This is a genomic window from Streptomyces sp. NPDC006134 (assembly GCF_040628835.1).
GTDB lineage: Bacteria > Actinomycetota > Actinomycetes > Streptomycetales > Streptomycetaceae > Streptomyces.
Genome location: NZ_JBEXTV010000003.1, coordinates 1 through 26,553 on the forward strand (window position 1 = coordinate 1; position 26,553 = coordinate 26,553).

Annotated in this window: 20 protein-coding genes and 2 pseudogenes; 6 read left to right on the forward strand and 16 right to left on the reverse strand. The window is 72.4% G+C overall.

Annotated elements, in window-relative coordinates; genetic code table 11:
• Positions 1–150 precede the first annotated feature (150 nt).
• The 3 genes and pseudogenes from gdhA to ABZ340_RS02575 all read right to left on the reverse strand — a co-directional run bounded on the left by gdhA (position 151) and on the right by ABZ340_RS02575 (position 2,780).
• The gene (gene gdhA, locus ABZ340_RS02565) at positions 151–1,509 is read right to left on the reverse strand and encodes an NADP-specific glutamate dehydrogenase (RefSeq protein WP_358779900.1); all 1,359 of its coding nucleotides are present in this window, start codon (positions 1,507–1,509) and stop codon (positions 151–153) included.
• A gap of 187 nt (positions 1,510–1,696) precedes the next feature.
• Positions 1,697–1,909, reverse strand: coding sequence for a DUF397 domain-containing protein (locus ABZ340_RS02570; RefSeq protein WP_358779901.1), 213 nt, complete (start codon positions 1,907–1,909; stop codon positions 1,697–1,699).
• A pseudogene (locus tag ABZ340_RS02575) lies at positions 1,906–2,780 on the reverse strand (helix-turn-helix transcriptional regulator). The gene ABZ340_RS02570 and the pseudogene ABZ340_RS02575 overlap by 4 nt, the downstream one beginning before the upstream one ends.
• Before the next feature lie 386 nt (positions 2,781–3,166).
• Between ABZ340_RS02575 and ABZ340_RS02580 the strand changes: the two are divergent.
• Complete coding sequence (locus ABZ340_RS02580) at positions 3,167–4,102, forward strand: helix-turn-helix domain-containing protein (RefSeq protein WP_358779902.1); 936 nt, start codon at positions 3,167–3,169, stop codon at positions 4,100–4,102.
• Positions 4,103–4,246: 144 nt separating this feature from the next.
• Here the strand turns inward: ABZ340_RS02580 and ABZ340_RS02585 are convergent, their stop codons facing one another.
• Positions 4,247–5,749: an MFS transporter gene (locus ABZ340_RS02585; RefSeq protein ID WP_358779903.1), complete on the reverse strand. Its 1,503-nt coding sequence runs from the start codon at positions 5,747–5,749 to the stop codon at positions 4,247–4,249.
• Between the two features lie 114 nt (positions 5,750–5,863).
• Between ABZ340_RS02585 and ABZ340_RS02590 the strand changes: the two genes are divergently transcribed.
• Positions 5,864–6,376: a MarR family transcriptional regulator gene (locus ABZ340_RS02590; protein ID WP_358779904.1), complete on the forward strand. Its 513-nt coding sequence runs from the start codon at positions 5,864–5,866 to the stop codon at positions 6,374–6,376.
• Here ABZ340_RS02590 and ABZ340_RS02595 read toward each other — a convergent pair.
• A pseudogene (locus tag ABZ340_RS02595) lies at positions 6,363–7,114 on the reverse strand (IS5 family transposase); the annotation flags it as partial. The gene ABZ340_RS02590 and the pseudogene ABZ340_RS02595 sit on opposite strands and share 14 nt — an antisense overlap.
• A 157-nt stretch (positions 7,115–7,271) precedes the next feature.
• Between ABZ340_RS02595 and ABZ340_RS02600 the strand changes: the two are divergent.
• The 3 genes from ABZ340_RS02600 to ABZ340_RS02610 all read left to right on the forward strand — a co-directional run bounded on the left by ABZ340_RS02600 (position 7,272) and on the right by ABZ340_RS02610 (position 10,426).
• Positions 7,272–7,901, forward strand: a complete 630-nt coding sequence (locus ABZ340_RS02600; protein ID WP_358779905.1) for a Uma2 family endonuclease — start codon at positions 7,272–7,274, stop codon at positions 7,899–7,901.
• Positions 7,902–7,977: 76 nt separating this feature from the next.
• Complete coding sequence (locus ABZ340_RS02605) at positions 7,978–8,970, forward strand: LysR family transcriptional regulator (protein WP_358779906.1); 993 nt, start codon at positions 7,978–7,980, stop codon at positions 8,968–8,970.
• 67 nt (positions 8,971–9,037) lie between these two features.
• Complete coding sequence (locus ABZ340_RS02610) at positions 9,038–10,426, forward strand: alpha-lytic protease prodomain-containing protein (RefSeq protein WP_358779907.1); 1,389 nt, start codon at positions 9,038–9,040, stop codon at positions 10,424–10,426.
• 66 nt (positions 10,427–10,492) lie between these two features.
• Here ABZ340_RS02610 and ABZ340_RS02615 read toward each other — a convergent pair whose 3' ends face one another.
• From ABZ340_RS02615 to ABZ340_RS02665, 11 genes are all read right to left on the reverse strand, one after another.
• Entirely contained in the window at positions 10,493–13,621 is a 3,129-nt protein-coding gene (locus ABZ340_RS02615; protein ID WP_358779908.1) for a glycosyl hydrolase 115 family protein, read from the reverse strand.
• Positions 13,622–13,781: 160 nt separating this feature from the next.
• Positions 13,782–15,881, reverse strand: a complete 2,100-nt coding sequence (locus ABZ340_RS02620; protein WP_358779909.1) for an ABC transporter ATP-binding protein — start codon at positions 15,879–15,881, stop codon at positions 13,782–13,784.
• Positions 15,878–16,330: a lasso peptide biosynthesis B2 protein gene (locus tag ABZ340_RS02625; RefSeq protein WP_358779910.1), complete on the reverse strand. Its 453-nt coding sequence runs from the start codon at positions 16,328–16,330 to the stop codon at positions 15,878–15,880. Before ABZ340_RS02625 ends, ABZ340_RS02620 begins: the two co-directional genes overlap by 4 nt.
• Positions 16,327–16,581 (reverse strand): lasso peptide biosynthesis PqqD family chaperone, encoded by a 255-nt coding sequence (locus ABZ340_RS02630; protein WP_358779911.1) that lies wholly within the window; start codon positions 16,579–16,581, stop codon positions 16,327–16,329. Before ABZ340_RS02630 ends, ABZ340_RS02625 begins: the two co-directional genes overlap by 4 nt.
• A 32-nt stretch (positions 16,582–16,613) precedes the next feature.
• Positions 16,614–18,491 carry a lasso peptide isopeptide bond-forming cyclase gene (locus ABZ340_RS02635; RefSeq protein ID WP_358779912.1) on the reverse strand — a complete coding sequence of 626 codons (1,878 nt, stop codon included), beginning with the start codon at positions 18,489–18,491 and terminating at the stop codon, positions 16,614–16,616.
• Positions 18,492–18,517: 26 nt separating this feature from the next.
• Entirely contained in the window at positions 18,518–18,628 is a 111-nt protein-coding gene (locus ABZ340_RS02640; RefSeq protein ID WP_104532192.1) for a keywimysin-related RiPP, read from the reverse strand.
• Positions 18,629–19,202: 574 nt separating this feature from the next.
• Positions 19,203–20,396 carry an elongation factor Tu gene (gene tuf / locus ABZ340_RS02645; RefSeq protein WP_358779913.1) on the reverse strand — a complete coding sequence of 398 codons (1,194 nt, stop codon included), beginning with the start codon at positions 20,394–20,396 and terminating at the stop codon, positions 19,203–19,205.
• A 156-nt stretch (positions 20,397–20,552) separates the two neighbouring features.
• Entirely contained in the window at positions 20,553–22,679 is a 2,127-nt protein-coding gene (fusA, locus tag ABZ340_RS02650; RefSeq protein ID WP_358779914.1) for an elongation factor G, read from the reverse strand.
• A 39-nt stretch (positions 22,680–22,718) separates the two neighbouring features.
• Positions 22,719–23,189, reverse strand: coding sequence for a 30S ribosomal protein S7 (rpsG, locus tag ABZ340_RS02655; protein WP_003998848.1), 471 nt, complete (start codon positions 23,187–23,189; stop codon positions 22,719–22,721).
• A 2-nt stretch (positions 23,190–23,191) separates the two neighbouring features.
• Entirely contained in the window at positions 23,192–23,563 is a 372-nt protein-coding gene (rpsL, locus tag ABZ340_RS02660) for a 30S ribosomal protein S12 (RefSeq protein ID WP_003948652.1), read from the reverse strand.
• A gap of 369 nt (positions 23,564–23,932) precedes the next feature.
• A complete protein-coding gene (locus ABZ340_RS02665; protein ID WP_358779915.1) occupies positions 23,933–24,958 on the reverse strand; it encodes a glycosyltransferase family 2 protein in 1,026 nt (341 codons plus the stop codon).
• A 174-nt stretch (positions 24,959–25,132) separates the two neighbouring features.
• On the opposite strand from ABZ340_RS02665, the gene ABZ340_RS02670 reads away from it, so the two are divergent.
• Positions 25,133–26,494 (forward strand): glycosyltransferase family 39 protein, encoded by a 1,362-nt coding sequence (locus tag ABZ340_RS02670; RefSeq protein WP_358779916.1) that lies wholly within the window; start codon positions 25,133–25,135, stop codon positions 26,492–26,494.
• The last annotated feature ends 59 nt before the right edge of the window (positions 26,495–26,553 follow it).

Consider the following 26,553-nt stretch of genomic DNA (forward strand, 5'->3'; position numbering starts at 1 on the left):
GGGGGGGGGGGGGGGGGGGGGGGGGGCGGGGCCGCCCCGGCCCGCCCCCGCCCGCCCGGGCCGGGGGGGGGGGCGGGGGGGGGGGGGCGCCGCCGGGCGGCACGGTCCGGCAGGCCGCCGGTCAGGTGGTACGGCCGGCGGGGCCGTCCGTCAGATGACGCCCTGGGCGAGCATGGCGTCGGCGACGCGCTCGAAGCCGGCGATGTTCGCGCCGGTCACGTAGTCGCCGGGGGCGCCGTAGCGCTCGGCGGTCTCGTGGCAGGTGGTGTGGATGTCGTCCATGATCCGCGCCAGCTCCTCCTCGACGCGGGCCGGCGACCACGGCGTACGGGCGTGGTTCTGCGCCATCTCCAGCGCGCTGACCGCGACGCCGCCCGCGTTGGCGGCCTTGCCGGGCCCGAAGGCGACCCCGGCCCGCTGGAAGAGGTGCACGGCCTCGGGCGTGGTGGGCATGTTCGCGCCCTCGGAGACCGCCTTCACGCCGTTGCGGACGAGCGTGGCCGCGTCCTTCTCGTCCAGCTCGTTCTGCGTGGCGGAGGGCAGGGCGACGTCGCCCGGCACCTCCCACACCCGGCCGCCGGGCACGAACCGCGCCGAGGCCCCGCGCCGCTCCGCGTACGTGCCGATCCGCCCGCGCTCGACCTCCTTGACCTGCTTGAGCAGCTCCAGGTCGATGCCCTTCTCGTCGACCACGTACCCGGTGGAGTCGGAGCAGGTCAGGGGGTGGGCGCCCAGGGCGAGCAGCTTCTCGACGGTGTAGATCGCGACGTTGCCGGAGCCGGAGACGACGGCGCTCTGCCCCGCCAGGTCCTCACCGCGCTCGCGCAGCATCGCCGCCGCGAAGAGCACGTTCCCGTAACCGGTCGCCTCGGGCCGGATCGCCGAGCCGCCCCAGCCGAGCCCCTTGCCGGTGAGCACACCGGCCTCCCACCGGTTGGTGATCCGCCGGTACTGCCCGAACAGGTAGCCGATCTCCCGGCCGCCGACGCCGATGTCACCGGCCGGTACGTCGGTGTGCTCGCCGATGTGCCGGTACAGCTCCGTCATGAACGACTGGCAGAACCGCATGACCTCCGCGTCGCTGCGCCCGTGCGGGTCGAAGTCGCTGCCGCCCTTGCCGCCGCCTATGCCGAGCCCGGTCAGCGCGTTCTTGAAGATCTGCTCGAAGCCGAGGAACTTGATGATGCCGAGGTTGACGGAGGGGTGGAAGCGCAGGCCTCCCTTGTAGGGGCCCAGGGCGCTGTTGAACTCCACCCGGAACCCGCGGTTGACGTGGACGCGTCCCTGATCGTCCTGCCACGGCACCCGGAAGATGATCTGCCGCTCCGGCTCGCACAGCCGCTCGACGAGCCCCGGCTCCGCGTACTCCGGCCGCGCCGCGAGGACCGGCGCCAGCGTCTCCAGCACCTCGTGGACGGCCTGGTGGAACTCCGGCTGGGCCGGGTTGCGCCGCTCGATCTCGGTCCGCAGGGCGTCGAGCTGGTCCTGGGTCTTGGGTCGGGTCGTCACGGGGCCCCTTTCGGGCAGGGCGGACACCGGCACGGAACCGGTGGTGAGCCGATCGGCGCTCGGCGCCGTTGCCGCGCGCGGGACCCTTCAGTGTTACCCCCGTGTAAACGCCGAGGCCAGCACATATGCGCGAATGGCTCGCCATGTGAGACGGAAAAGGGGCAGAACCGAGACGGAGGGGGAGGGCTCAGCCCTGCGCCGCGTACCTCACGAAGTCGGCCCAGGCGGCCGACGTGAGCGCGAGGCGGGGGCCGACGGTGAGGTGCTTGGAGTCGCGGACGTGGACGGTGCGGGGGGTTATGGCGATCTCGACGCAGGAGTCGCCGTCGGGGCCGTCGCTGTAGCTGCTCTTGAACCACGCCAGTTCGGAGGTGTCCCCGGCGGTGGACTTGCGGATCATGTTTCTCCCAGCAGTTGCTCGATGAGCGCCGGCGACTCCTCCGGTGGAAGAGCCTGAGACCGGATGGTTCCATACCGCAGTTCAAGGATGCGAAGCTGCCTCGGCTCACGCGTCGGACGGCCGTTGAAGGCACCGTCGGAGCGCCCCACCGCCGTCCCGTCTTCGAACCTCAGCACTTCGATCCTGCCGCTCATGCCGGGGTGCGGTCCGCTGTCCATCGGCATCACCTGGAGGGTGACGTTGTTCAACCGCCCCACCTCCAGCAGGCGTTCGAACTGCTGTCGCCGCACCATTGTGCCTCCGACCCTGCGGCGGAGCGTCGCCTCTTCCAAGACGAAGCTGAGTGCGGGTGCGGGGCAGCGGTCGTAGATGGCCCGGCGGGCCATGCGGGCGGCCACCCGGCGTTCCAGGGCCTCCGGGGAGTAAGCAGGCTGCCAGGATTCCAGCAGGGCACGGGCGTGCTCGGGGGTCTGCAGCAGACCGGGAATGCTGCTGCACACATACACCCCGATCTCCACCGCCCGTGCCTCCGCCTCCGCCAGCGCCCTCACCTTCTTCGGATACCGGACCCTGGCCACGTCCTCCTTCATCGCCGCGAGCAGCCGCCCGCGCCCAAGATCTCGTCCGCCTTCTCCAGGTACTCGGGCCGGGGAATCCGCTTGCCGCCCTCGATCTTGTAGACGAGGTCCTCCCCGTACCCGACCGCCGCCCCGAACTCGGCGGCCCGCATCCCCACCGCCTCCCGGCGCAGCCTGAGCTGCCGCCCGACCGTCGTGATGACCGCGAGTCCCCACTCGTCGTCCGGGTCCACCTCCCACCCCGGCTCGTCCGCCTCGCCCGTGAGCCGCCCCGCCTCACCATCCGTATGCATGCCGTTCCCCTCCGTCGTGCCGTGTGCAGCGACGCCCTACCCGCGGCTCCCGTGCCGACAGACCGGACAGGGTCGGACAAGAAGCCGACAGGGAGCGGGTCCGGGACCGCCGGATCGCGGTCCGTCCCGTCCCGGTGACCGGCGCCCCGGCCCCACGCGTGGTCAATGCTTTTCCGTACGGGGAAGAGAACCGGACCAATCCGACCCCGCCTGCCTCCCCGCGGCCGCGCGTCACCCGGACGAGTGGCAATCCTCAACTCGGCTGGCTTGCGGCCCCGTTCGCAGGCATATGCTCGCCGCGACCACGCCGCAGACATGCGACGGCCCCCGGCCGGGACGGGCATCCCGATCGAGGGCCTGACCACCAAGGAAGAAAGCCCTTCCCGATGGATACCCAGCACCTTAACTCGCCCTCGGACGCCCCGTCCCCCAGTCCGCGCGGGATCACCCACATCAACACCCGCCACACCACCCGCTTCACGGTGGTCGGCAACCACCTCGCCCAGCACCGGCAGCTGTCCCTCACGGCGATCGGCCTCGCCGTCCACCTCCAGTCGCTGCCCTCCGGCACCCGCGCCGACATCAAGACGCTCGCCGCCCGCTTCCCCGAGGGCGAGGTCCGGATCGCCGCCGCGCTGCGCGAGCTGGAGGCCCACGGCTATCTGGAGCGCCGCCGCGAGCGGCTCCCCAGCGGCCGGATCGTCACCCACACGGTGTCGTACAACCAGCCCGTGCCCCGTACGGCCGCGCCCCCGGCGCCCGAGCCCGAGCCCGGCGGCGGCGCGCCCGAGGCGCCCCCGGCCCCCGGCGACGTACCACCCCCACCGCCCGCTCCCACCGCTCCGGACCCCGCGCCCGCACTCGAGCCCGAGTCCGCTTCCCCGGTCCCGCCTCCGGCCCCGCTCCCTCTCCCCGGACCCGACGCCCCCGATCCGGAACGTCTCCGCGCCGCCACCGCCCTCCTCGCCCGCCTCCACCACCACGACCACCGCCTGCTGCTCTCCGAGCGCGTCGTCGAGCGTCTCGCCCCGGCCGTCGCCGCCTGGCTCGAACGCGGCGCCTCCCCCGACGCCGTACGCCACGCCCTGACCGCGAACCTCCCCCGCGAGCCCCTGCGCCACCCGGCGGCCCTGCTCGCGCACCGCCTCACCGAGCTGCTGCCGCCCCGGCCGCCGGAGGCACCGGCGGCCTCCGGCGCACCCGCCGCCCCTCTGCCGCTCCACACCTGCGAGGGCTGCGAACGCGCCTTCCGGACGCCGCGTCCGGGGACCTACTGCCGCGACTGCCGCCACGCGGGCCTCGGCGTCGGCGCGGCGGCGTGAAGCGCAGGAGGCCGTCCGTGACGCGCGGGTCGTCTACTGCGACAACGACCCGATCGTGCTGGACCTCGTCCGGCCGGTCGCGCTAGGTGTGCTGTTCGGAGAGGTTGGTGACGCGGCTGGCTGGTGGGTGGCCCCGGCCGGGTTTCACACGGTGAGGTGTTGCTTCGGGTCGGAGTCGACGGCAGCGGCTTCGGGGACGATGCCGTGCTGTTCCTCCTCGGGGCGGCCCTTCTTGGGCAGCAGGAAGGTGATCGCCAGGAAGGCCACCAGCAGGCACGCCTGGACGATCAGCGCGCGGTGGAAGCCGCCGGTGAAGTCACCGGTCTCGGCCTGCGCGAAGAACACCGAGCCGAAGATCGCGACGCCGATGGAGCCGCCGACCGCCTGGACCGCGGACAGGACGCCGGAGGCGGAGCCGATCTCGTCGTCGTCGACCGCGGCGAGGATGAAGCTGAACAGGGCGGCGATCACCATGCCGGCACCGACACCCGCCACCGCCACGCCGGGAGCGATGTCCCAGATCGAGAACGAGGCGGCGCCGAGGCCGTCCAGCTCGCCCCAGAGCACGGCCGCGCCGACGAGCTGGACCAGGGGACCGATCTGCAGCACCTTGCGGCCGATCTTGTCGGCCAGGAACGCGCCGCTGATCGCTCCGCCGATCGCGGTTCCCACCGCGAGCGGCAGGTTACCCAGGCCCGCGTCACCGGCGGTGAAGTGCTGGCCGATCTGCAGGAACAGGGTCAGTACGAGCTGAGTGCCGATCAGTCCTCCGAAGAACAGGGCGATGCCGCCGAGCCCGACGGTGAAGGCGGGCTTGCGCAGCAGGCCCGGGGTCACGAGCGGCTCACGGCCGGCGGCGGCCGTTCGGCGCTGCTGCAGGGCGAAGAGGGCGAAACCGATCACGGAGACGGCCATGGAGAGCCACGTCCACAGCGGCCAGCCGTTTTCCTGCCCCTGGTTGAGCGGCAGCACCAGCAGGGCGCAGGAGGCCACGACCAGGGCTGCGCCGGTCATGTCGGCCCGGACCGTGCGGTCGCCCGCCCTCTTCGGCACGAACTTCGCGGCGACGATCAGCGCCGCGAGGCCGATGGGCAGGTTGATGAGGAACACCGACCGCCAGCCCAGGCCGAAGAAGTCGCCCTCGACGAGGAAGCCGCCGAGGACCGGGCCGATGATGCCGCCCAGGCCGAGGACGGGGCCGAAGATCGCGAAGACCTTGGTGAGCTCGGGCCCGGAGAAGTTCTCCCGCAGCAGCCCGAGACCCTGGGGCAGCAGCATCGCGCCGGCGGTGCCCTGCAGCAGGCGGAAGGCGATCAGTGACTCGATGTTCGGCGCGATCGCACAGAGCAGCGAGCTCGTGGTGAAGGCCGCCAGGCCGATCAGGAACATCCGGCGCCGGCCGTATCGGTCACCGAGCCTGCCGCCCAGGACGAGACCGGCCCCCAGGGTGAGCGCGTAACCGCCGATCACCCACTGCAGGCCGACCGAGCTCGCGCCGAGGGACTCCTCCAGCGCGGGCCCGGCGACGTTGACGATCGACGCGTCAAGGAGATCCATGATCTCCGCGACGATCATCACGGCCAGGATCAGCCACCGCCATCGGTAGGGCTCAGTGGACTCTTCGGTAGTGGGGGATGGGTCACGCACGCTTAATACCTCCATGGTGAAATAACTCCACGATGAAGGTAAAATGGTGGCGGTAGGTTGTCAAAGCGGGATGACCGTGCGGACCGCGCGGCAGGAGAAAGATGGAGGGCCGGCATGGAGGAAGCTGTGCGCGACGGTGTCGCGGAGCAGCGTGAGCGGCTGATGGAGTCGCTGAGGATCTACGGCGGCCACTACGCCGAACTCAGCCGGCGCTTCGCCACCTGGCTGGGACTGCACTCCACCGACGCGACCGCGGTCCTGGAGATCGCCGCCGCCGAAGAGCGCGGCACCCCCCTGTCACCGGCTCGGCTGAGCGAGCGGATCGCCTTGTCCACGGGCGCCACCACCGCGCTGCTGAACCGTCTCGAAGCGGCAGGGCACATCACCCGTGCCCGTGAGCACTCCGACCGGCGCATCGTCACGCTGCGCAGCGGCGGACACATCCAGGAACGGGCGGACGAGTTCTTCGGCCCGCTCGCCCACCGCCTCGACGCCACGATGTCGCACTACCCACCCCAGTTCCTGGAACAGTTCGAAGCGTTCGTGGCCGACCTGAACACCACCATGGAGCGCCACCTCTCGGAACAGGACTCGCCGGCACCGCGCTCCCCCCGCGCCACTGCTTGAGGCGGTTGAAGCACCGTTCGACGACGTTGCGCCGCTTGTAGACCTGCTTGTCGAAGACCGGCGGACGTCCGCCACGGCTGCCGCGCCGGAGCCGGTTGCGGATCTGGTCGGACCGTTCCGGGATGGTGTGCCGGATGTTGCGTCGCCGCAGCCAGGTGCGTATGGCCTTGGAACTGTAGCCCTTGTCGCCGATGACGTGGTCGGGGCGGACCCGGGGTCGGCCCGGCCCCAGCCGGGGCACGCGGATCGCGCTCATCACGGCGGTGAACTGGGTGCAGTCGTTGGTGTTCCCACCGGTGACGGTGAAGGCGAGCGGTCGCCCCAGGGCGTCGCAGGCCAGGTGAATCTTGCTGGTCAGGCCGTCTCTGGACCGGCCGAGTCCCGGAGTCCGGAGCCCCCTTTTCGCGCTCCGGCCGCGTGCTGGTGGGCCCGGACGATCGTGGAGTCGACCGACACCAGCCACTCGATGTCCCCGGCCGCGTCGGCCCTGGACTGGGCGGCCCGGAGCATCCGCTCGAAGGTGCCGTCCCTGGCCCACCGGCAGAAGCGGGCGTGCAGCGTGGCCCGGGAACCGTACCGCTCGGGCACCTCCCGCCAGGCCGTGCCGGTCCGGAACTTCCACACGATCCCGTTGAGGACCATCCGGTCGTCCAGCCGCCTGCTGCCCCGCTCGGACCGGGGCAGCAGCGGCTGCACGAAGGCCCACTCGGCATCGGGCAATTCATGGCGACGTATCACCCGGCCATGATCCCCGAACGAAGATCATTTGACGACAGGGCCTGGCGGGGCGTACGTGGCGGTGGCCCGCAAGGGGTGGGTCCGCCGGGGGCCACCTAGCATGAAGGTGACGGTGACGATGCTTGCCCGAGGGCCCCGACGACGAGGAGCGAGCGCCATGACCATCGCCCCGGACGGCACGCGGCAGGGCGCCTCCGCCTCCCGCCTCTACCGGGTCATGCGGGACTTCGTCCAGTCGATGGACGACACCCTTCCCGGCAAGTTCGAGATCACCGCGGAAGGGATCGTTCACGACATGATGTCGCCGGGAGGGCCCCACGAGCTCACGGCCGCACGGATCAGCCGGCGTCTGGAGAAGGTCATGCCGGACGAGCTGCTGGCGCACACCGGGACACCCGACGTGGAGGACGAACTCCGGGGCATCATGCGGCACCCCGATGTCATGGTGATCGGCTGGGCCGATCTGGACGTCGAAGGCTCCATCGACCCCCGGACGGTCATCGCCGCCATCGAGGTGGTCTCCCGTTCCAATCCGGACAACGACTGGGTCGCCAAGACCCGCGACTACCCGCTGATCGGGATTCCCGTCTACGCGGTCTTCGACCCCCGCACCGGCACCGGCGCCGTCTTCACCGACATCCACACCACCCCCGCCGGCCCTCGCTACGCGACCCGCAAGGACTTCGTCTACGGCGAGGACGTCACCATCGGCGACTGGACGATCCCCACCCGCGGCCTGCCGCGTTACGACGGTGCGGGAGGGCCGCAGGACGGGACGGGCTCCTGAACCGCCTCCACCGCCCGCCCCACTTGGTCCGGACCACCCCCTTGCCCCCGCTCCCCGGACACCGCAACATCCCCTCATGGAGCTGGAGTTGCGGCATCTCAAAACGGTCCGCGCCATCGCGGAGGCCGGGAGTCTCACCCGGGCGGCGACGGCTCTCGGGCTCGCCCAGCCCGCGCTGAGCGCACAGCTCAAGCGGATCGAGCGGGCCCTGGGCGGTGCGTTGTTCGAGCGGGGGCGGCACGGCGTGCGGGCCACCGCGCTGGGCGAACTGGTGCTGGAGCGCACCCGGATCGTGCTGCCCGCGGTGACCGAGCTCCAGCAGGAGGCGGCCCGTTTCGCCCGCACCCCGCGCCGCACGGCGGACCGTTTCCGGCTGGGCGGCACCCACGGCCCGCTGCTCGGCGCGCTGGTGGACCGGCTGGCGGACGTGGCGCCCGACGCGCAGGTGACGACCTGCACCTCCTGGTCGGAGCGGGAGCTGGCCGGCCTGCTGGTCGAGGGGCGGCTGGACTTCGCCCTCGTGGGGGTCTGCGGATCGGCCGCGCCGCCCGGTGACGAGCGCCTCGTGTGGCGGGAGATCGCCGTCGATCCCGTCTTCGTGATGTTCGCCGACGGCCATCCGCTGGCCCGGGGAGGCGTGGTCGACCTGGCGGAGCTGGCGGGCGAACAGTGGGCCTGCGTCCCCGGTGACGGGTGTTTCGGGGACTGCTTCGGCGCGGCGTGCGCCCGTGCCGGGTTCACGCCGCGCCGCATGTACGAGACGGACACCGCCTCCCTGGTGCATCTGGTGCAGGTGGGGCGGGCCGTGGGGCTGTGCCGGGCCACGTTCCCCGCCACGCCCGGCATCACCACCAGACCGCTGGCCGGGACGCCGCTGACCTGGCGGCACCTGCTGGGCTGGCATCCGGCGACACAGCGGCCCGAGACCGCGGCGACCGTCCTGGCGCTGGCCCGCGGTGCCCACGCGGGCGCGGCGGCGCGCAGCGACGGCTACGCCGACTGGCTGGCGGGCCAGGACGGGGCGGCTTCGCACGGCCCTTTCCATAACGCCGTGCAGAGGGCCGGCTGACGTCTTATCCGGGCCCGGCGCTCCTCCCTACGGTTTCGGCACTCCCCACCGAGACCGAGGAGACCCCATGCTCCACAGACACACCCGGGCCGTGGGCGCCGCCCTGGCCGCGACGGGCGCGCTGCTCCTGACCGGCCTCACCGGTTCCGCGGGCGCCGCCCCGGCCGCCGGGTCCGCGGCGTCCACCGCGCCGTCGGCCGCCGAGACCCTGCGCACGGACGCCGCCCCGCCCGCCCTGCTCGGCGCCCTCCAGCGCGATCTCGGCCTGGACCGGCGGCAGGCGGAGCGCCGCCTGGTCAACGAGGCCGAGGCCGGTGCCACGGCGGGCCGGCTGCGCGCCGCGCTCGGCGCCGACTTCGCGGGCGCCTGGGTGGGCGGTGCCGAGTCGGGCACGCTCACCGTCGCGACCACGGACGCCGCCGACGTGCCGCGCATCGAGGCGCAGGGCGCCGACGCCACCGTCGTACGCCACTCGCTGGCCGAGCTGGACGCGGCGAAGGCGGCCGTGGACCGGGCGGCGGCCGGGCGCCACGGCTCCCCCGACGCGCCGGTCTGGTACGTCGACGTGCGCACCAACACGGTCACCGTGCGGGCCGTGCGTCCGTCCGCCGCGCGCGCCCTGCTCGCCGCCGCCGGTGTCGACCGCTCCCTGACCCGCGTGGAGGCGTCCGCCGAGCGGCCCCGCCCGCTGTACGACCTGCGGGGCGGCGACGCGTACTACATGAACGGCAGCGGGCGCTGCTCGGTCGGCTTCCCCGTCACCCGCGGCACCCAGCAGGGGTTCGCCACCGCCGGTCACTGCGGCCGGGCGGGGACGAGCACGAGCGGCTACAACCAGGTCGCGCAGGGCACCTTCCAGGCGTCCACCTTCCCCGGCCGTGACATGGCGTGGGTGGCCACCAACGCCAACTGGACCGCGACCCCGTACGTCAAGGGCGCGGGCGGCCAGAACGTGCAGGTGGCCGGGTCGACGCAGGCGCCGGTCGGCTCGTCGGTGTGCCGGTCGGGCTCGACGACGGGCTGGCACTGCGGGACCATCCAGCAGCTCAACACCAGCGTGACCTACCCCGAGGGCACCATCACCGGCGTCACCCGCACCTCGGTGTGCGCCGAGCCCGGGGACTCGGGCGGCTCCTACATCTCCGGCAGCCAGGCCCAGGGCGTCACCTCGGGCGGGTCGGGCAACTGCAGCACGGGCGGCACGACGTACTTCCAGCCGCTCAACCCGCTGCTCCAGTCCTACGGGCTCACCCTGAAGACGACCACGGGCGGCCCCGGTGACCCGGGTGACCCGGGCGACCCCGGTGAGCCGGGCGGCACCTGGGCGGCCGGCACCGTCTACCAGGCGGGCGCCACGGTGACCTACGGCGGCGCCACCTACCGCTGCCTCCAGGGCCACCAGGCGCAGGTGGGCTGGGAGCCGCCGAACGCGCCCGCGCTGTGGCAGCGCGTGTGAGCCGGCCCTGAGCCGGTGAGGGGGGGCGGCCGGGTGCGGGGAGGTTCCCGCACCCGGCCGGCCGCGTCAGCGCACGCGCCGGCTCTCCAGCGGCCCCAGGTACGTCTCCGGCAGCCCGCCCGTGTCGATGATCAGGCGTTGCAGCACGACCGTCGGATCGACCATCCAGAACGTCAGCCGGTGCACGCCCGCCCGGGTGAGGGTGTGCCGGGTGGAGGTCCGGTTGACGTTGTCGGAGGTGTGGCGTTCCCAGCGCCGGTTCAGCCCGCCGTCGTCGGGGCCGGTCGCGGCGATGACGTCGACGGTCTGCGGGGGCGCGTCGTCGAAGGAGACGGCGTAGCGCAGGCCGGGGCGGGCCAGCGCCGGGTTGCGCGGGGACAGGTACGCCCACACGGTGACCTCGCCGGGGGTCAGGAGCGTCACGTCGTACTCCAGGCGAGGTCCCGTCCCGCCCGGGGTCTGCGCGGGCGCCGTCACCGGGGTGGGGGTCATGCCCGCGCCGGTGCGGCCGATGCGGTCCACGCGCAGCCAGCCGACGCCGCGGGCGCCGACGGCGCGCGCGTAGTGCTCGGCGTCGATGGCGACGTACCCGCCGGCCTCGACGAAGCCCTTCAGGCCACGGCGGGAAGGGGCGACGGCGACCGCCCGCACGGTGACCGTGCGGCCCGCGCCCTCCACCGTCAGCTCGCCCTCCGCGCGCCCGGCCGGGACCCTCGCCCAGTCGACGCCGACCGTCACCCGGGTCTGCTGCCGGACCGTGCCGCGCGGCCGGTCCACCGTCAGCCACGGCACGGAGGAGGTGATCCGGTACGGGAACGGCCGCGTGCCCCGGTTGAAGACCTCGACGTACTGCGGGGCGCGGGTCTGGTACGGGCTGAACTCCGGCAGTACCGGACCGGCCGCCCCGGCCCGCGGCCACCACTGCTCGGAGCCGTCGACCGCCACGCCCATCTCGGCGGTGCCGGGGAGGTCGATGCGGCGCACGGCCGGGAAGAGGACGTCGGGGATGGCCACGTTGTCGATCTCGGGCTGCTGCCAGGGCGCGTTGGGCCCGTACCGTTCGACGTCGCCGTAGCCGATGTGCGGCTGGAGCTGGAAGTCCTTCCACTTGCCGCCGGCGATCTCCTGGTTGAAGACGTCCTGGAGCCGGAAGTCCTCCTTCAGGCCCGCCTCGGCGCGCGCGGCGCGGTCGTTGGTGGCGGCGCGGCCCTGGGCGGCGTAGAGGAGGTTGGTGAACTCGGCCTCGCGCAGGTCGTAGAGGTTGGCGGTGGCCTGGACGTTGTAGCCGACGAGCTCGAACCAGGCGTCGCGGGCGGAGTCCGGGAGCCTGCGCGCGACGCGGGCCGCCGTGCGGCCGAGCTCCCGCCACTCCTCGGTCACCCGTTCGAGCTCGCCCCAGTAGAAGGGGGTCTGCTGATCGTCGTAGACGACGGCGTCGTCGTCGGTGGCGAGGTCCTTGGCGGGGTCCAGGGTGATGCGGCGGTTGAGCAGCTCGGGCTTGCGGCGCTGCTGGAGGTGGCCGTAGCGGGCGAGGATCCCGGCGATCTCCTCGGCGTGCTCCTCGCCGAAGTGCAGGGCCGCGTACCGGCGTTCCCACTCCGGGATCGCGTCCAGTTCCCAGCGTTGCGGGTTCCAGGCGTAGTCGAGGAAGTACTGGGTGGGCAGCTCGTTGCCCTTCAGGTCGCCCACGTTGGTCACCCAGAGGGTCTTGTTGCCGTAGGCGACGGCCTGGTGGAGCTGGTCCCACATGTTGGGCAGGGAGACGGTGTCGACCCACTTGTAGTTGCGGCCGTCGCCCACGTAGTCGAAGTGGTAGTAGAGGCCGTAGCCGCCGGAGCGGGGCGGCTCGGCGGGGTCGGGGTGCATGCGGATGTTGCCCCAGTTGTCGTCGCACAGGACGACCGTGACGTCGTCCGGGGCGCGCAGGCCGCGGGACCAGTAGCGCTGGACCTCCTTGTAGAGGGTCCACACCTGGGGGACGGAGGTCTCGGAGCCGGTGACCTCGGCGATGATCCGCCGCTGGGTGGCGATGATCTCCTCCATCAGTTCGATGGCGTCGCCGTCGGGGAGGCTGGTGTCGCCGTTGCCGCGCATGCCGAGGGTGACCACGCCCTCGAAGCCCTGGTCCTTCATACGCCGGACGCCGTCGCGCCAGTACGCCTCGATCGCGGCGCGGTTGCGGCGGAAGGACCACTCGCCGGTGCCGCCGTAGGGGTCGCGGCCCGGCTCGACGATGTTCCCCTGGGCGTCGCGCCGGGCGGGGACGGCGTGGCGGTTCCACTCCTCGATGCCGCGCATCATCGGCGCCTCGTGGGAGGTGCCGATGACGATGCCGTACTCGGCGGCGCGGGCGTGGTTCTCCGGGTCGTCCTCGGCGAAGGCCCGGCCCCAGACGGCGGGCCAGAGGTAGTTGCCCTTCAGGCGGAGGAGCACCTCGAAGACCTTGGCGTAGAAGTCGGCGTTGAAGCCGCCCGGGTACCCCTCGGCCTTGCCGGGGCCGAAGTAGCGGGGCGCCCAGGTGCCGAGGTTGGGGTTCTCGTCGTTGATGAAGACGCCGCGGTACTTCACGGCCGGGGTGCCCTGGGTCCAGGCGCCGGGGCGGGCGTAGACCTGGGTGCGGCGGATCGGTTGGACGTCGTCCCACCAGTACCAGGGGGAGACGCCGAGGCCGTACGAGACGTCGTAGACGCCGAAGATCGTGCCGCGCTGGTCGCTGCCGGCGATGACGAAGGCGCGGTCGACGCCGGGGAGCGGGTGGTCCACGGTCGCCTGGAGCGAGGTCTCCCACTTTCCCCGGATCGACGAGACGTCGAGCTTCCCGGCGTCGATCAGGGAGTCGAGGAGCGGGCTGTGGCCCACCGTGCCGACGATCACGACCTCGCGGGCCCGGCCGCGCTCGGCGGCCGGCTTCACGCCGGTGACGCGCTCGACGTCGGCGCGCAGGTCGGCGGCGGCGCGGCGGACGCCGGGGTGGTCGCCGGGGTCGGTCAGGACGGGGGCCGCGCGGCCGGCGCGGACCAGGGGGAAGGCGCCGGGTTCGGGGCGGAAGGTGAGGTAGGCGCCGGGGTCGGTCCGGCGGGGCTCGCGGCCGCGGTCGGCGGCGTGGGCGGCCGAGCCGAGCGTGGGCAGGCTCGCGCCGGCCCCCACGGCGGCGCCCGTACCGAGAACCGTTCTTCTGGACACGTACCGCGCCATGACGACACCCTCCGGTGGACCGACCCGAATTTTGCAAGTGGCATGACAAATGCTGGGGGCGGTGCCGGGAGTGGACAACGGGACGGACGGCAACGAAGCGGCAACGAAAGGTTTCGCGCCGCTTCGCCGCCGTCCGTCCCGTGGGCGGCCGGGCGGCCGGTCACCCGTCGCGGGGCCCGCGCAGCACCTGGGTGGCGGCCAGCTCCCGGTAGACCGGGCTGGTGACGAGGAGGTCGTCGTGCCGGCCGGAGGCGACGGTGCGGCCGTCGTCGACGACCACGATCCGGTCGGCGTGCTGGACGGTGGAGAGGCGGTGCGCGATGACGAGGACCGCGCACTCGGAGGTGACCTCGTCCAGCGCCCGGGCGAGCGCGGCCTCGTTGACGGCGTCGAGGTGCGAGGTGGGCTCGTCGAGGAGGAGCAGCCGCGGCCGGGCGAGCAGGGCACGGGCCAGGGCGACGCGCTGCCGCTCCCCGGCGGAGAGGGTGCCGCCGCGGTCCCCGAGCCGGCCGTCGAGGCCGCCGGGCAGCCGCCGTACCACCTGGCCGAGCCGGGCCAGCCGTACGACGCGGAGGATGTCGTCCTCGGTGGCGCCGGGCGCGGCGTAGGTGAGGTTCTCCCTCAGGGTGCCCTCCAGGACGTGCGTGTTCTGGTCCACCAGGGCGAGGCCGGCCCGGCTCTCCCGGCGGCTCATGGCGGTGGCGGGGCGGCCGTCGAACCGGATGGTCCCGGCGTCCGGCTCGTACAGGCGCGCGACCAGCGAGAAGAGGGTGCTCTTGCCCGCGCCCGAGCGGCCGACCAGGGCCACCAGGCCGTGGCGTGGCACGGTGAGGGACACCCCGCGCAGCACCTGCCGCTCCGGGCCGTACCCGAACCGGACGTCCGTCAGCTCCAGCGCGGGGGGCTCCGCGCCGGCCGCGGACGACCGGGGGGCCGAAGGCGCGGACGGCCCGAGGGCGGAAGACACGGACGCCCGGGAGGCCGAAAGCGCGGACGGCCCGGGAGCCGAGGACACCGACGGCCGGGAGGCCGAAGACGCGAACGGCTCGGGAGCCGAAGACGAGGGCTCGGGAGCCGAAGACGCGAACGGCTCGGGAGCCGAAGACGAGGGCCCGGGAGCCGAAGACGAGGGCCCGGGAGCCGAAGACGCGAACGGCCCAGGAGCCGAAGACGCGGTCCCGGTCCGCCGTACCGGCTCCTCGGGCAGGGCGAGGGCCTCGTCGATCCTCCGGTAGGCGCCCGTGCCCCGCTGGATCAGCCCGACCGCGCGGAACACCGACGACAGCGGCAGCACCAGGTACGACGCGTACAGCAGGAAGGCGACCAGGTCCCCGAGGGACCCGGCCCCGCCGCCCCCGACGCGCAGGCCGCCGACGACCAGGACGAGCAGGAAGGACCCCTGGACCGCGAGTTCGACGGCGCTGCTCATGACCGCCGCCAGCTTCGCCGCCCGTACCCCCGAGCGGTACGCCGCGTCCACGCGCCCGCCGACGCGGCGTTCCTCGCGCTCCTCGGCCCGGTACACCCGCACCACCGGCAGGGCGCCGAGCGCGCGCTCCAGCTCGGCGGCGATCGCGCCGACGGAGTCCTGCATGTGCTCCGACGCCGTCCGGATGCCCTTCAGGAGCGTGGCGACGGCGACGGCGGCCAGGGACACCGTCGCCACGACGAGGAGCAGCAGGAAGGGGTCCAGCCACAGCATGAGCAGCAGGGCCCCGGCCGAGACGAGGCACCCGGTCAGCAGGTCGACCAGCGCCTGCGACACCACGTCCCGCAGCAGGGTGGTGTCGGCGGTGACCCGGGAGACCAGGTCGCCGCCGCGGCGGCGGTCCAGCTCCCGCATCTCCAGCCGCAGCAGCCGCGACACCAGGGCGTGGCGCACCATGCGCACCACGCCCTCGCCCATGCGGTCCAGCAGGAAGCGGCCGATTGCCCCCGTCGCCGCCTCGGCGGTGAAGAGCCCGGCCAGGAGCAGCAGGAGCGGCCAGAGCACCTCGCCGCGGGCGCTGGAGTCCACGACGTGCTTGGCGACGAGCGGCTGGGCGAGCCCCAGGGCCGACGCGGCCAGGGTCAGCGCGGTGGCCAGGGCCATGGAGGGCCGGTGACCCGCCGTCAGCCGGAAGAGGGCGGCCACCGTGCGGGCGGGCGGGCGGCCGTCCGGCCGTCCGGATCCTCCCGGCCCGCCGACGGGGTCCGGGCCGCCCCGCGGGGAGGCGTCCGAGGCGCCCGAAGCGTCCCCCGCCACGGCGGTGCCGCTCATGTCACCGCCCGCGGCGCCCGCGTGGCCCGCGTCACCGGCTCCACCGTCACCAGCCGCGCGAAGTAGTCGTCCGGGACCCCCTCCCCCACCGGGCGGCCCCCGGCCTCGATCCAGGCGTGGGCCGCGAACGGCGGCACCCTGCGCACCCCCGCGCACCAGGTGGGCCAGGTGCCGTGCAGCCGGCACAGCAGCGCGGCGCCCAGCGACCGCGGGAGGCAGCCCCGGGGCCCGGCGCAGCGCAGGCTCACCGCGCACAGCGCCTCGCGCGCCGCCGCCGCCTCGGCGGGCGAGGCGGGCCGGGCCCCCCGGCGTACCTGTTCCAGTACGCCGCGCAGGTGGCGCGGCGGCAGGAACGACAGGGCCAGGGCGGGGCCCAGGACGAGGCGGGCGGCCAGCCGCCGGGCGAGGGGGACCCCGGCCGGCCGGTCCAGCGCGCTGGGTGTCGTCATGAGACCAGCCCCGCTTCCCGCAGGTCGCGGACGAGGGCGTCCACGTCCCGTGCCGCCCGGTCGGTGTCGATGTCGAACCGTGCGACGAGCGCGGCGACGGCTGCCGCCCGGTCGCCGCCCTCCATCAGCGTCCGCACCACCAGCGCGCCGGTGGGGTTGAGCTCCCAGTAGTCACCGCTGCGCTGGTCGAGGAGGACGGTTCCGTACTCGGTCTGAGCGGTGGAGACGTCGGCGCCGAATCGGAGAGTCATACGGTCGCTGCCTTTCTGCCGTTTTCCATCGGTCAGCGGAGGTTTTCCGTCGGTCGGCGGACGGCGGGCCCCGGGTGCGGCGCGCGGTCCCGGGTCCGCAGCCACACCTCGCACGCGATGGTCGAGTAGAGGATCGCGTCGCGCAGGCCCGGTGCGGAGGGCCGCTGCGCGAGCCGGCGCAGCGCCTCGCCGTCGACCAGGCCGAGGCGTTCCAGCCGGGAGCCGGTCCACAGGGTCATCAGGTCACCGCGGTGGCGCCGCAGCCCGTCCGACGCGTCCATCGACGCCTCGGCCTTGTTCGTACGCCGCAGGCACGCCTCCGGGACGACGCCGCGCATGGCCTCGGCGAGCAGGGGTTTGTACCGCCACGGCGTGACGCGGTCCTCCGGACGGACCGCGAGACATGCCTCGATCACCCGGTCGTCGAGGAACGGCGAGGCCATCGGGAGCCCCGCCCGGGCCGCCATCCGCTCCCACTGGCGGATGATGCGGGTGCAGGTGCGGATGAGCTCCAGGTCCGTGTGCATCCCCCGGTCGGTGTGCAGGGGCCGGGCCCGGGCCGCCGCCTCCAGCAGGGCGTGGCGGGCCAGCCGCTCCGCCTCGGGGGTCGCCCAGGGGAACAGCCGGGGCGCCATCCCCCAGCCGAGACTGCCGGTGGCCGAGGACCGCGGCATCGGATCGCGCAGCCGGCCGGCGCAGTGCGCCAGCCAGACCGGGTACGGCCGGGTGTCGGCCAGCGCGCGGACGGTCGCGCCGAGCGGCCAGGTCCACAGGGCGCGGAAGCCGCGCAGCCGGCCTACGGCGAACAGCGGACGCGTGCGCAGCAGCCGGTGGTAGTACGCCTCGGAGCACCAGGCGACGTGGTCCCCGCCGATCCCGGTGAGGTGGACGCGGCTGCCGCGTGCGGCCAGCCAGGGCAGGTGCTGCAGGACGCGCGAGCGGTCCATCACGCCGATGGACGGCTCGTCCAGCAGGTCGTCGATGTCCAGCAGGTCCGAGTAGACCAGCGCCGACGCGTCCGCGTCCCAGACCACGTGGTCGACCTGGGGGAGGTGGCCCGCCGCCTGCCGGGCCCAGGCCAGGTCGGTGTCGGCGGGGTCCCGTCCCGGCCAGGTGGCCGCCACCACGGAGGCCGGGGAACGGGCGGCCAGGAAGCACACGGACGTGGAGTCCAGGCCGCCGGACAGGTCGCAGCTGACCGTGCCGCCCGGCCGGGTGCGCACGTCCACCGCCTCCGCCAGCGCCTCCCGGACCCGGGGCGCGCCCTGCGCGAGCGAGCGGACCGGTTCCGGGGGCCACCACCAGCGGGAGTGCCGTACCCGTCGTCCGTCGGCGGAGACGACGAGGGCTTCCTCGGGGGAGACGGCGTCGACTCCCTCCCACACGGAGGTCTCGTACAGGGGGTGCGGCACCGGCCACAGCAGCCGCACCGCCAGCTCCCCGGTGTCCGGTTCGCTGCCCAGGGCCGCGGCGAGCAGGTCGGCGCTGGTCGCCGCCACGTGCACCCCGCCCGCGCGCGCGTGGAAGACCAGCCGGAGCCCGGAGGCGGTGCCCTGGACCCTGAGCTGCCCGTCGAGCGCGGCCACCAGGTGGAAGCTGCCCGGCAGGGACCGGGCGAGTGCGTCGAGTTCGGCGAGGTCGCGCAGGCGGGCGGCGCGGCGTTCCAGTTCGTCCCGGCCGGCCGGGCACCACCCGACGACGGCGAGGGCCGCCCTCCCGGCCCGGGCCGTGGTGATCTCCGTGTCGGACCAGTGGCCGACCAGCCACGGGCGGCCCGAGGCGTGGGCGAGGACGCGTGTTCCGGGGCGGCGGAAGAAGCGGGCCACGGCGGCGGCCTCCTCGCAGTCGGGGAAGACCGCGAAGTGCGCGTCGCCGGGGCCCGTTCCCGCACTCTCGTGCGTGTCGGACATCAGGCCGCGTTACCTGCCGGCCGCCGTCAGTTCTTGCTGAGGATCAGACGGTCGTTGCCGCTGCGCTGCAGCAGCCCGGTCTTCCGGCGGAACGACCCCAGGCGGACGAGTGTGGGGGCCTCGTATGCCTTCTTCATGGCATCTCCTCGGTGTGAGCGGTGCCGCCGTCCTTCCTTGCGGTCGGCGGCTGTGTCACCAGCTAGCTGCGCACCGAGCGGGCCGGGCAAGACCGAACCTGTAAGTCATATCAGCGGACAAAAGGATGCATGGTAGAGACACCCTTTCGCCCTCCTCCCGCCCCCACCGGCGAAGCGGTGGGGTGGCGCAGGGAGGCGATTGAGGAGCAGAAACGTTTCCACCTGCCCTTGCGCAGCAGCGGGGGAAACCGGCGGGAAGACGCGCCCGGAAACGTCCCCCGGGGGGCGCCGCCCGGCGCGTTCCGCTCGGCACACGCAACCGCAGCCACGCCGCACCGGGCCCGGATCAAGCGCGCAGGCCCCGCACACCCGGGCACGCGAGGCCCCGCACGCCCGGACACCCGATGACCCGCCCGGCCCGCACGCCCGGACACCCGATGACCCGCCCGGCCCTCACGTACGCGTGACCCGCCCGCACGCGGACATGCAGAAGGGGCCCGCACGACCGAAGTCGTACGGGCCCCTTCAGGCCGTTGCAGGTCAGGTGACCTTCAGGCCGTCAAGCAAGCGGTACTTACTTGACGATCTTGGTGACCTGGCCGGCGCCCACCGTGCGACCACCCTCACGGATGGCGAACTTCAGGCCCTCCTCCATGGCGACGGGCTGGATGAGCTCCACCTTCATCTCGGTGTTGTCACCCGGCATGACCATCTCGGTGCCCTCGGGGAGGGTCACGACGCCGGTCACGTCCGTCGTACGGAAGTAGAACTGCGGACGGTAGTTGTTGAAGAACGGCGTGTGGCGGCCACCCTCGTCCTTGGACAGGATGTAGGCCTGCGCCTCGAACTCGGTGTGCGGGGTGACCGAGCCCGGCTTGATGATGACCTGGCCGCGCTCGACGTCCTCGCGCTTGATGCCACGGAGGAGCAGACCGACGTTCTCACCGGCCTGGCCCTCGTCGAGCAGCTTGCGGAACATCTCGATGCCGGTGACCGTGGTGGAGGTCTTCTCCGGCTTGATGCCGATGATGTCGACGGTCTCGTTGACCTTGAGGACACCACGCTCGATACGGCCGGTGACGACCGTACCGCGACCGGTGATGGTGAAGACGTCCTCGATCGGCATGAGGAACGGCTTGTCGACGTCGCGCTCCGGCTGCGGGATGGCCTCGTCGACGGCCTTCATCAGGTTGAGGACGGAGTCCACCCACTCCTTCTCGCCCTCGAGGGCCTTCAGAGCGGAGACCTTGACGACCGGAACGTCGTCGCCCGGGAACTCGTACTCGGTGAGGAGCTCACGGACCTCGAGCTCGACGAGCTCCAGGATCTCCTCGTCGTCCACCATGTCGGCCTTGTTCAGGGCGACCACGATGTACGGAACGCCGACCTGGCGGGCCAGGAGCACGTGCTCCTTGGTCTGCGGCATCGGGCCGTCGGTGGCGGCGACCACGAGGATGGCGCCGTCCATCTGCGCCGCACCCGTGATCATGTTCTTGATGTAGTCCGCGTGACCCGGGCAGTCGACGTGGGCGTAGTGACGCGCCTCGGTCTGGTACTCGACGTGCGCGATGGAGATGGTGATACCGCGCTGGCGCTCCTCGGGCGCCTTGTCGATGTTGTCGAACGGGGTGGCCTCGTTCAGGTCCGGGTACGCGTCGTGCAGCACCTTGGTAATGGCGGCCGTGAGGGTCGTCTTACCGTGGTCGATGTGACCGATGGTGCCGATGTTGACGTGCGGCTTAGTCCGCTCGAACTTCGCCTTCGCCACTGGGGTCCTCCTGTGGAGTGGTTCTGAACGCCTTGCTTCATCGGCGCCAGGTGATCTTTGCTGGATGGCCCGGATCCCGGGGGCAAACCCCCGCGATTGCGGTTGTTTGCCCCACGAGGCTCCGGAGTCAAGCCTACGGCGTGGACGCGAGGTCCGTTACTCGCCCTTGGCCTTCGCGATGATCTCCTCGGCGACGTTCCGCGGAACCTCGGCGTAGGAGTCGAACTGCATCGAGTAGCTTGCGCGACCCGACGTCTTGCTGCGGAGGTCTCCGACGTAGCCGAACATCTCCGACAGGGGCACGAGGCCCTTCACGACGCGGGCACCCGCCCGCTCCTCCATGGCCTGGATCTGGCCACGGCGGGAGTTGATGTCGCCGATGACGTCACCCATGTAGTCCTCGGGCGTGGTGACCTCGACGGCCATCATCGGCTCCAGGAGCACGGGGGACGCCTTGCGCGCGGCCTCCTTGAAGGCCTGCGAACCGGCGATCTTGAAGGCCAGCTCCGAGGAGTCGACCTCGTGGTAGGCACCGTCGAGCAGGGTCACGCGCACACCGGTCATCTCGTAACCGGCGAGGATGCCGAACTGCATGGCCTCCTGGCAGCCGGCGTCGACCGAAGGGATGTACTCCTTCGGGATACGGCCACCGGTGACCTTGTTGACGAACTCGTAGGACGCGTCGCCACCCTCGATCGGCTCGACCGAGATGATGACGCGGCCGAACTGGCCCGTACCACCGGTCTGCTTCTTGTGGGTGTACTCGACCTTCTCGACGGTCTTGCGGATCGTCTCGCGGTAGGCGACCTGCGGCTTGCCGACGTTGGCCTCGACCTTGAACTCACGGCGCATGCGGTCGACGAGCACCTCGAGGTGCAGCTCGCCCATGCCGCCGATGATGGTCTGGCCGGTCTCCTCGTTGGTGGAGACCTGGAAGGAGGGGTCCTCCTCCGCGAGGCGCTGGATCGCGACGCCCAGCTTCTCCTGGTCGCCCTTCGACTTGGGCTCGATGGCGACCTGGATGACCGGCGCCGGGAAGTCCATGGACTCCAGGATCACCGGGGCCTTCTCGTCGCACAGCGTCTCACCGGTCGTGGTCTGCTTCAGACCCATGACCGCGATGATGTCGCCGGCGCCCACCGACTCGATCTCCTCACGCTTGTTGGCGTGCATGCGGTAGATCTTGCCGATGCGCTCCTTGCGGCCCTTGACGGAGTTCAGCACCGAGGTGCCGGACTCCAGGCGGCCGGAGTACACGCGGACGAAGGTGAGCTTGCCGAGGTGCGGGTCGCTCATGATCTTGAACGCCAGCGCCGACAGCGGCTCCTCGTCGGACGGCTTGCGCTTGATGACCGTCTCCGGGTCCTTGACGTCGTGGCCCTCGATGGCCTCGATGTCGACCGGGGACGGCAGGTAGCGCACGACCGCGTCGAGCAGGGGCTGGACGCCCTTGTTCTTGAAGGCGGTGCCGCAGAAGACCGGGGTCACCGTGGTGCCCTGGCCCTTGCCGGAGGCGATGGTGATGCGGCGGATGGCCGCGTACAGCTGCTCCTCGGTGGGCTCGGTGCCCTCCAGGTACAGCTCCATCATCTCTTCGTCGTTCTCGGCGACGGCCTCCAGAAGCTTGCCGCGGTACTCCTCGGCAGCCTCGAGGTGGGTGTCCGGGATGTCGACGACGTCGTACATCTCGCCCTTGGTGGCCTCCGCGGACCAGACCAGGGCCTTCATGCGGACCAGGTCCACAACGCCCTTGAAGTCGGCCTCGGCACCGATGGGCAGCTGCATGACCAGCGGCTGCGCGCCCAGGCGGTCGGAGATCATGTCGACACAGCGGTGGAACTCGGCACCGGTGCGGTCGAGCTTGTTGACGAAGCAGATACGCGGAACGCCGTAGCGGTCCGCCTGACGCCACACCGTCTCGGACTGCGGCTCGACGCCGGCGACGCCGTCGAACACCGTCACGGCACCGTCGAGCACGCGCAGGGAGCGCTCCACCTCGACGGTGAAGTCGACGTGACCCGGGGTGTCGATGATGTTGATGGTGTGGTCGACGTTCTCCAGCGACCAGTGGCAGGTGGTGGCAGCAGAGGTGATCGTGATGCCACGCTCCTGCTCCTGCTCCATCCAGTCCATGGTGGCAGCGCCGTCGTGGACCTCACCGATCTTGTACGAAACGCCGGTGTAGAACAGGATCCGCTCGGTGGTGGTCGTCTTGCCCGCGTCGATGTGGGCCATGATGCCGATGTTGCGCACCTTGGCCAGGTCAAGCGAAGTGGTAGCCATAAGGCTTCAGTCTTCTCTCGGTTCTCGAAGGGGTTCCGACTACCAGCGGTAGTGCGCGAAGGCCTTGTTGGACTCGGCCATCTTGTGCGTGTCCTCGCGCTTCTTCACAGCGGCACCGAGGCCGTTGCTGGCGTCGAGGAGCTCGTTGAGCAGACGCTCGGTCATGGTCTTCTCGCGACGGGCGCGGGAGTAACCGACCAGCCAGCGCAGCGCCAGGGTGTTGGCACGGCCGGGCTTGACCTCGACCGGGACCTGGTAGGTGGCGCCACCGACACGGCGGGACTTGACCTCGAGGGTCGGCTTGATGTTCTCGAGAGCGCGCTTGAGCGTGATGACCGGGTCGTTGCCGGTCTTCTCGCGCAGGCCCTCCATGGCGCCGTAGACGATGCGCTCGGCGGTGGAGCGCTTGCCGTTCAGCAGCACCTTGTTGATCAGGGAGGTCACCAGAGGAGAGCCGTAGACCGGGTCGATGATGACCGGGCGCTTCGGGGCGGGGCCCTTACGAGGCATTCTTACTTCTCCTTCTTGGCGCCGTAACGGCTGCGAGCCTGCTTGCGGTTCTTGACACCCTGGGTGTCGAGCGAACCGCGGATGATCTTGTAGCGAACACCCGGCAGGTCCTTCACACGGCCGCCGCGCACGAGCACGATGGAGTGCTCCTGCAGGTTGTGTCCCTCACCCGGAATGTAGGCCGTGACCTCGATGCCGCTGGTCAGACGCACACGCGCGACCTTACGGAGGGCCGAGTTCGGCTTCTTCGGGGTGGTCGTGAACACACGCGTGCAGACGCCACGGCGCTGAGGGGAACCCTCGAGTGCGGGCGTCTTGTTCTTCTCGACCTTGTCCTGCCGGCCCTTCCGGACCAGCTGCTGGATCGTAGGCACTACTTCTCCGGTTTCTGTGTGCCGATGGGTACAGCTAACCTGGAACGTCGCCGACCCACGCGGTCGGGTGTGTCGAATCCGGCAGTCTCCCGCCGCAGGGGCGAAAAAGGCGCAGATTACGGTGGCCGCTGTCGGACCCTGTGCGGTGTGAAGGCACGCACGAGAGCCAGGGCACACCCCAGGCACAAGGTCTGAGCGTACCTATCGCATTCGCTGCGGTCAAAACAAATGGGCAGGACCGGCCAGGGCGCCCGGTCCATGTGAAAATGCCCCGCTTGCCGGGGCCCTGTCCATCCCCCTCCGGCCGCCCGGACACCGGCGCCCCGGCCCGCTCGCCCCGCCGGGAAACCCGTCCCGCCGGGCGGCGGCTCACCCCCGCCGGACCGGCACCTCGGCCGGGTCCGACGGGGCCGGGAGCGGCGCCGGTGCGGACGGCGCGCCGGCGGCGGCCCCGGCCGAGTCGTGCCGCACGAAGTACGTGGGCCGGTTCTGCACCGCCGTATAGATCCGCGCGACGTACTCGCCGAGCAGGCCCACGCAGATCAGCTGGACCGCGCCGATGAACAGCACCCCGGTGAAGAGGGAGGTCCAGCCGGGCACGGTGCGGCCGAGGGCGTAGGCCACCAGCGTGTAGACGAGCAGCCCGGCACAGATCAGGAAGGCGCCGACGCCCAGCCAGGTCGCCAGCCGCAGCGGTGCCGCCGAGAAGCCGGTGATGCTGTCGACGGCGAGGCGGATCATCCGGCCCAGCGGGTACTTGGTCGTGCCGGCGGGCCGCGGGGCGCGCTCGTAGGTGACCTGGCCGCTCGGGAAGCCCAGCCACGGCACGAGCAGGCGGTAGACCCGCTGCTGGTCGGGCAGGGCCTTCAGGGCGTCCACGGCGGCGCGGCTGAGCAGCCGGAAGTCGCCGGCCTGCGCGGGCACCTGCGTCCCGGCCAGGCGGCGCACCAGCCGGTAGTAGGCGGTCGCGGTCCAGCGCTTGAAGCCGGTGTCACTGCTGCGGTCGGCGCGGACGCCGTAGACGATGTCGAGGCCCTCGGTGCGCGCCAGCGCGAGCATCTCCGGGATCTTCTCGGGCGGGTCCTGGAGGTCGGCGTCCAGGGTGAGGACGTAGGCGCCGACGGCCCGGTCCAGGCCGGCGGTGAGCGCGGCCTGGTGGCCGGAATTGCGCCGCAGGGAGACCACGCGCAGCTCGGGCCAGCCGAGCCGGAAGGCGGCCAGCAGTTCGGCCGTGCGGTCGGTGCTGCCGTCGTCCACGGCGACGAGCTCGTAGGGCACCTCCAGGTCCGCGAGGACCGGACGCACCCTGCTGACCAGCGCGGGGAGGACCTCTTCCTCGTTGTACACGGGTATGACGACCGACAGCACGGGCGTCTCGTACGGTTCCTCGGCCACGCGGCCCTCCCCAGACCCCCAGCACAAACGTGCGACGTTTGTGCGATCTTATGACAGACAAAGCACAGGCATCCGGCCTCCGCGCGGTCTCGTCCGGTCCCCCGGCCGGTACCCCGTGGCCACGCCGGCGAGCGTGCGACCGGCGAGGGGGACGAGGGGGCGACAGCCATGGCCATGGCCGCGAAAGACACGAAGAGCGGCACCGACACGGAGGCCGGTACCGACACGGAGACCGGCGCCGGCACGGAGACCGGTACCACTGAGGACGCACCGCCGGGCGAGCGCGGCTCCGGCGAGGACGGCACCGGCGAGCGCGCCGGACGCCCCCGGGCGGCCCGGCGCCCGGCCCTGCCGGCCGCCGCGCGCCCCTACCTGCCCCCGCTCCTCCTGTACGGCGTCACGAAGCTGACCGGCCTCACCGTCTTCGCCGTCCTGCTGGAGTGGGCCGGCGACTACCGCGGCAAGCAGCCGCGGTTCGGCGGCGGCGCCCACTGGTGGGACGTCCTCGCCACCTGGGACGGCTGGTGGTACCTCCAGATCGCCGAGCACGGCTACCAGCCCGCGCTGGTCCGGCTGAACACCGACGGCCTGTTCACGGTCCAGCAGAACTCGGTCGCCTTCTTCCCGCTGTACCCGGGTCTGATCCGGCTGGTGTCGGAGGTGACCGGGCTCGGCCTGTACGGCGCCGGGATCCTGGTCTCCGTCGTGTCGTCGTTCGTCGCCGCCGCCGGGATCTACGCCGTGATCCGCCTGGTCGCCGGGGCGCGAGCGGGCACGATCGCGGCCGGGCTGTGGGCCGTGGCGCCCGGCGCGGGCGTCGAGTGGGCGGTGTACTCGGAGTCCGTGTTCGTCGCCATCGCGGCCTGGGCCTGCTACTGCGTGATGACCCGCCGCTGGGTGGCGGCCGGCCTGCTGGCCTGCCTCGCCGGCCTCAACCGTCCCACCTCCGCGGTGCTCATCGGCGCCGTGGGCCTCGCCGCCCTGGTGACCGTCCTGCGGCCCGCCGCCCGGCGCGAGCACGGGCTGGCGGGCCCGGTGTACGCCATGCTCGTCGCCCCGCTGGGCCTGGCGGCGTACATCGCCTGGGTCGGCTACGCCACCGGCGAGCCCACCGCCTACTTCACGCTCCAGCGCGAGGGCTGGGCGCACTTCTTCGACTACGGCGCCTACACCCTCGACGTCCTGCGGAACACGGCCGTGGGCCGGCACGACTACGTCTTCGCCTTCGGCGTGCCCGACCTGCTCGCCGTGCAGCTGGTGCTGGCGCTGCCCTTCCTGATCGCGCTCATGCTGCGCAAACGCCCGCCACTGGTGCTGATCGCCTACACCCTGGCGACGATCGTCACCGTGCTGGGCACCCAGCAGATGTTCGGCAACACCGGCCGCTACCTGCTGCCCGCCTTCCCCCTGCTCCTCGCCCCGGCCGCGGCCCTGGGCCGCCTGAAGACGCCGAGTCTGGCGGTGTTCTTCACGACCGCGGCGGTGGCCTCGGGCTGGTACGCGCACTACGTCATCTTCGAGCTGGGCGTGCCGTAGACCGCCGCCCTCCTCCCCCGCGCACGCCGAAGGGCGGCCACCCCGGTTCCGGGGTGGCC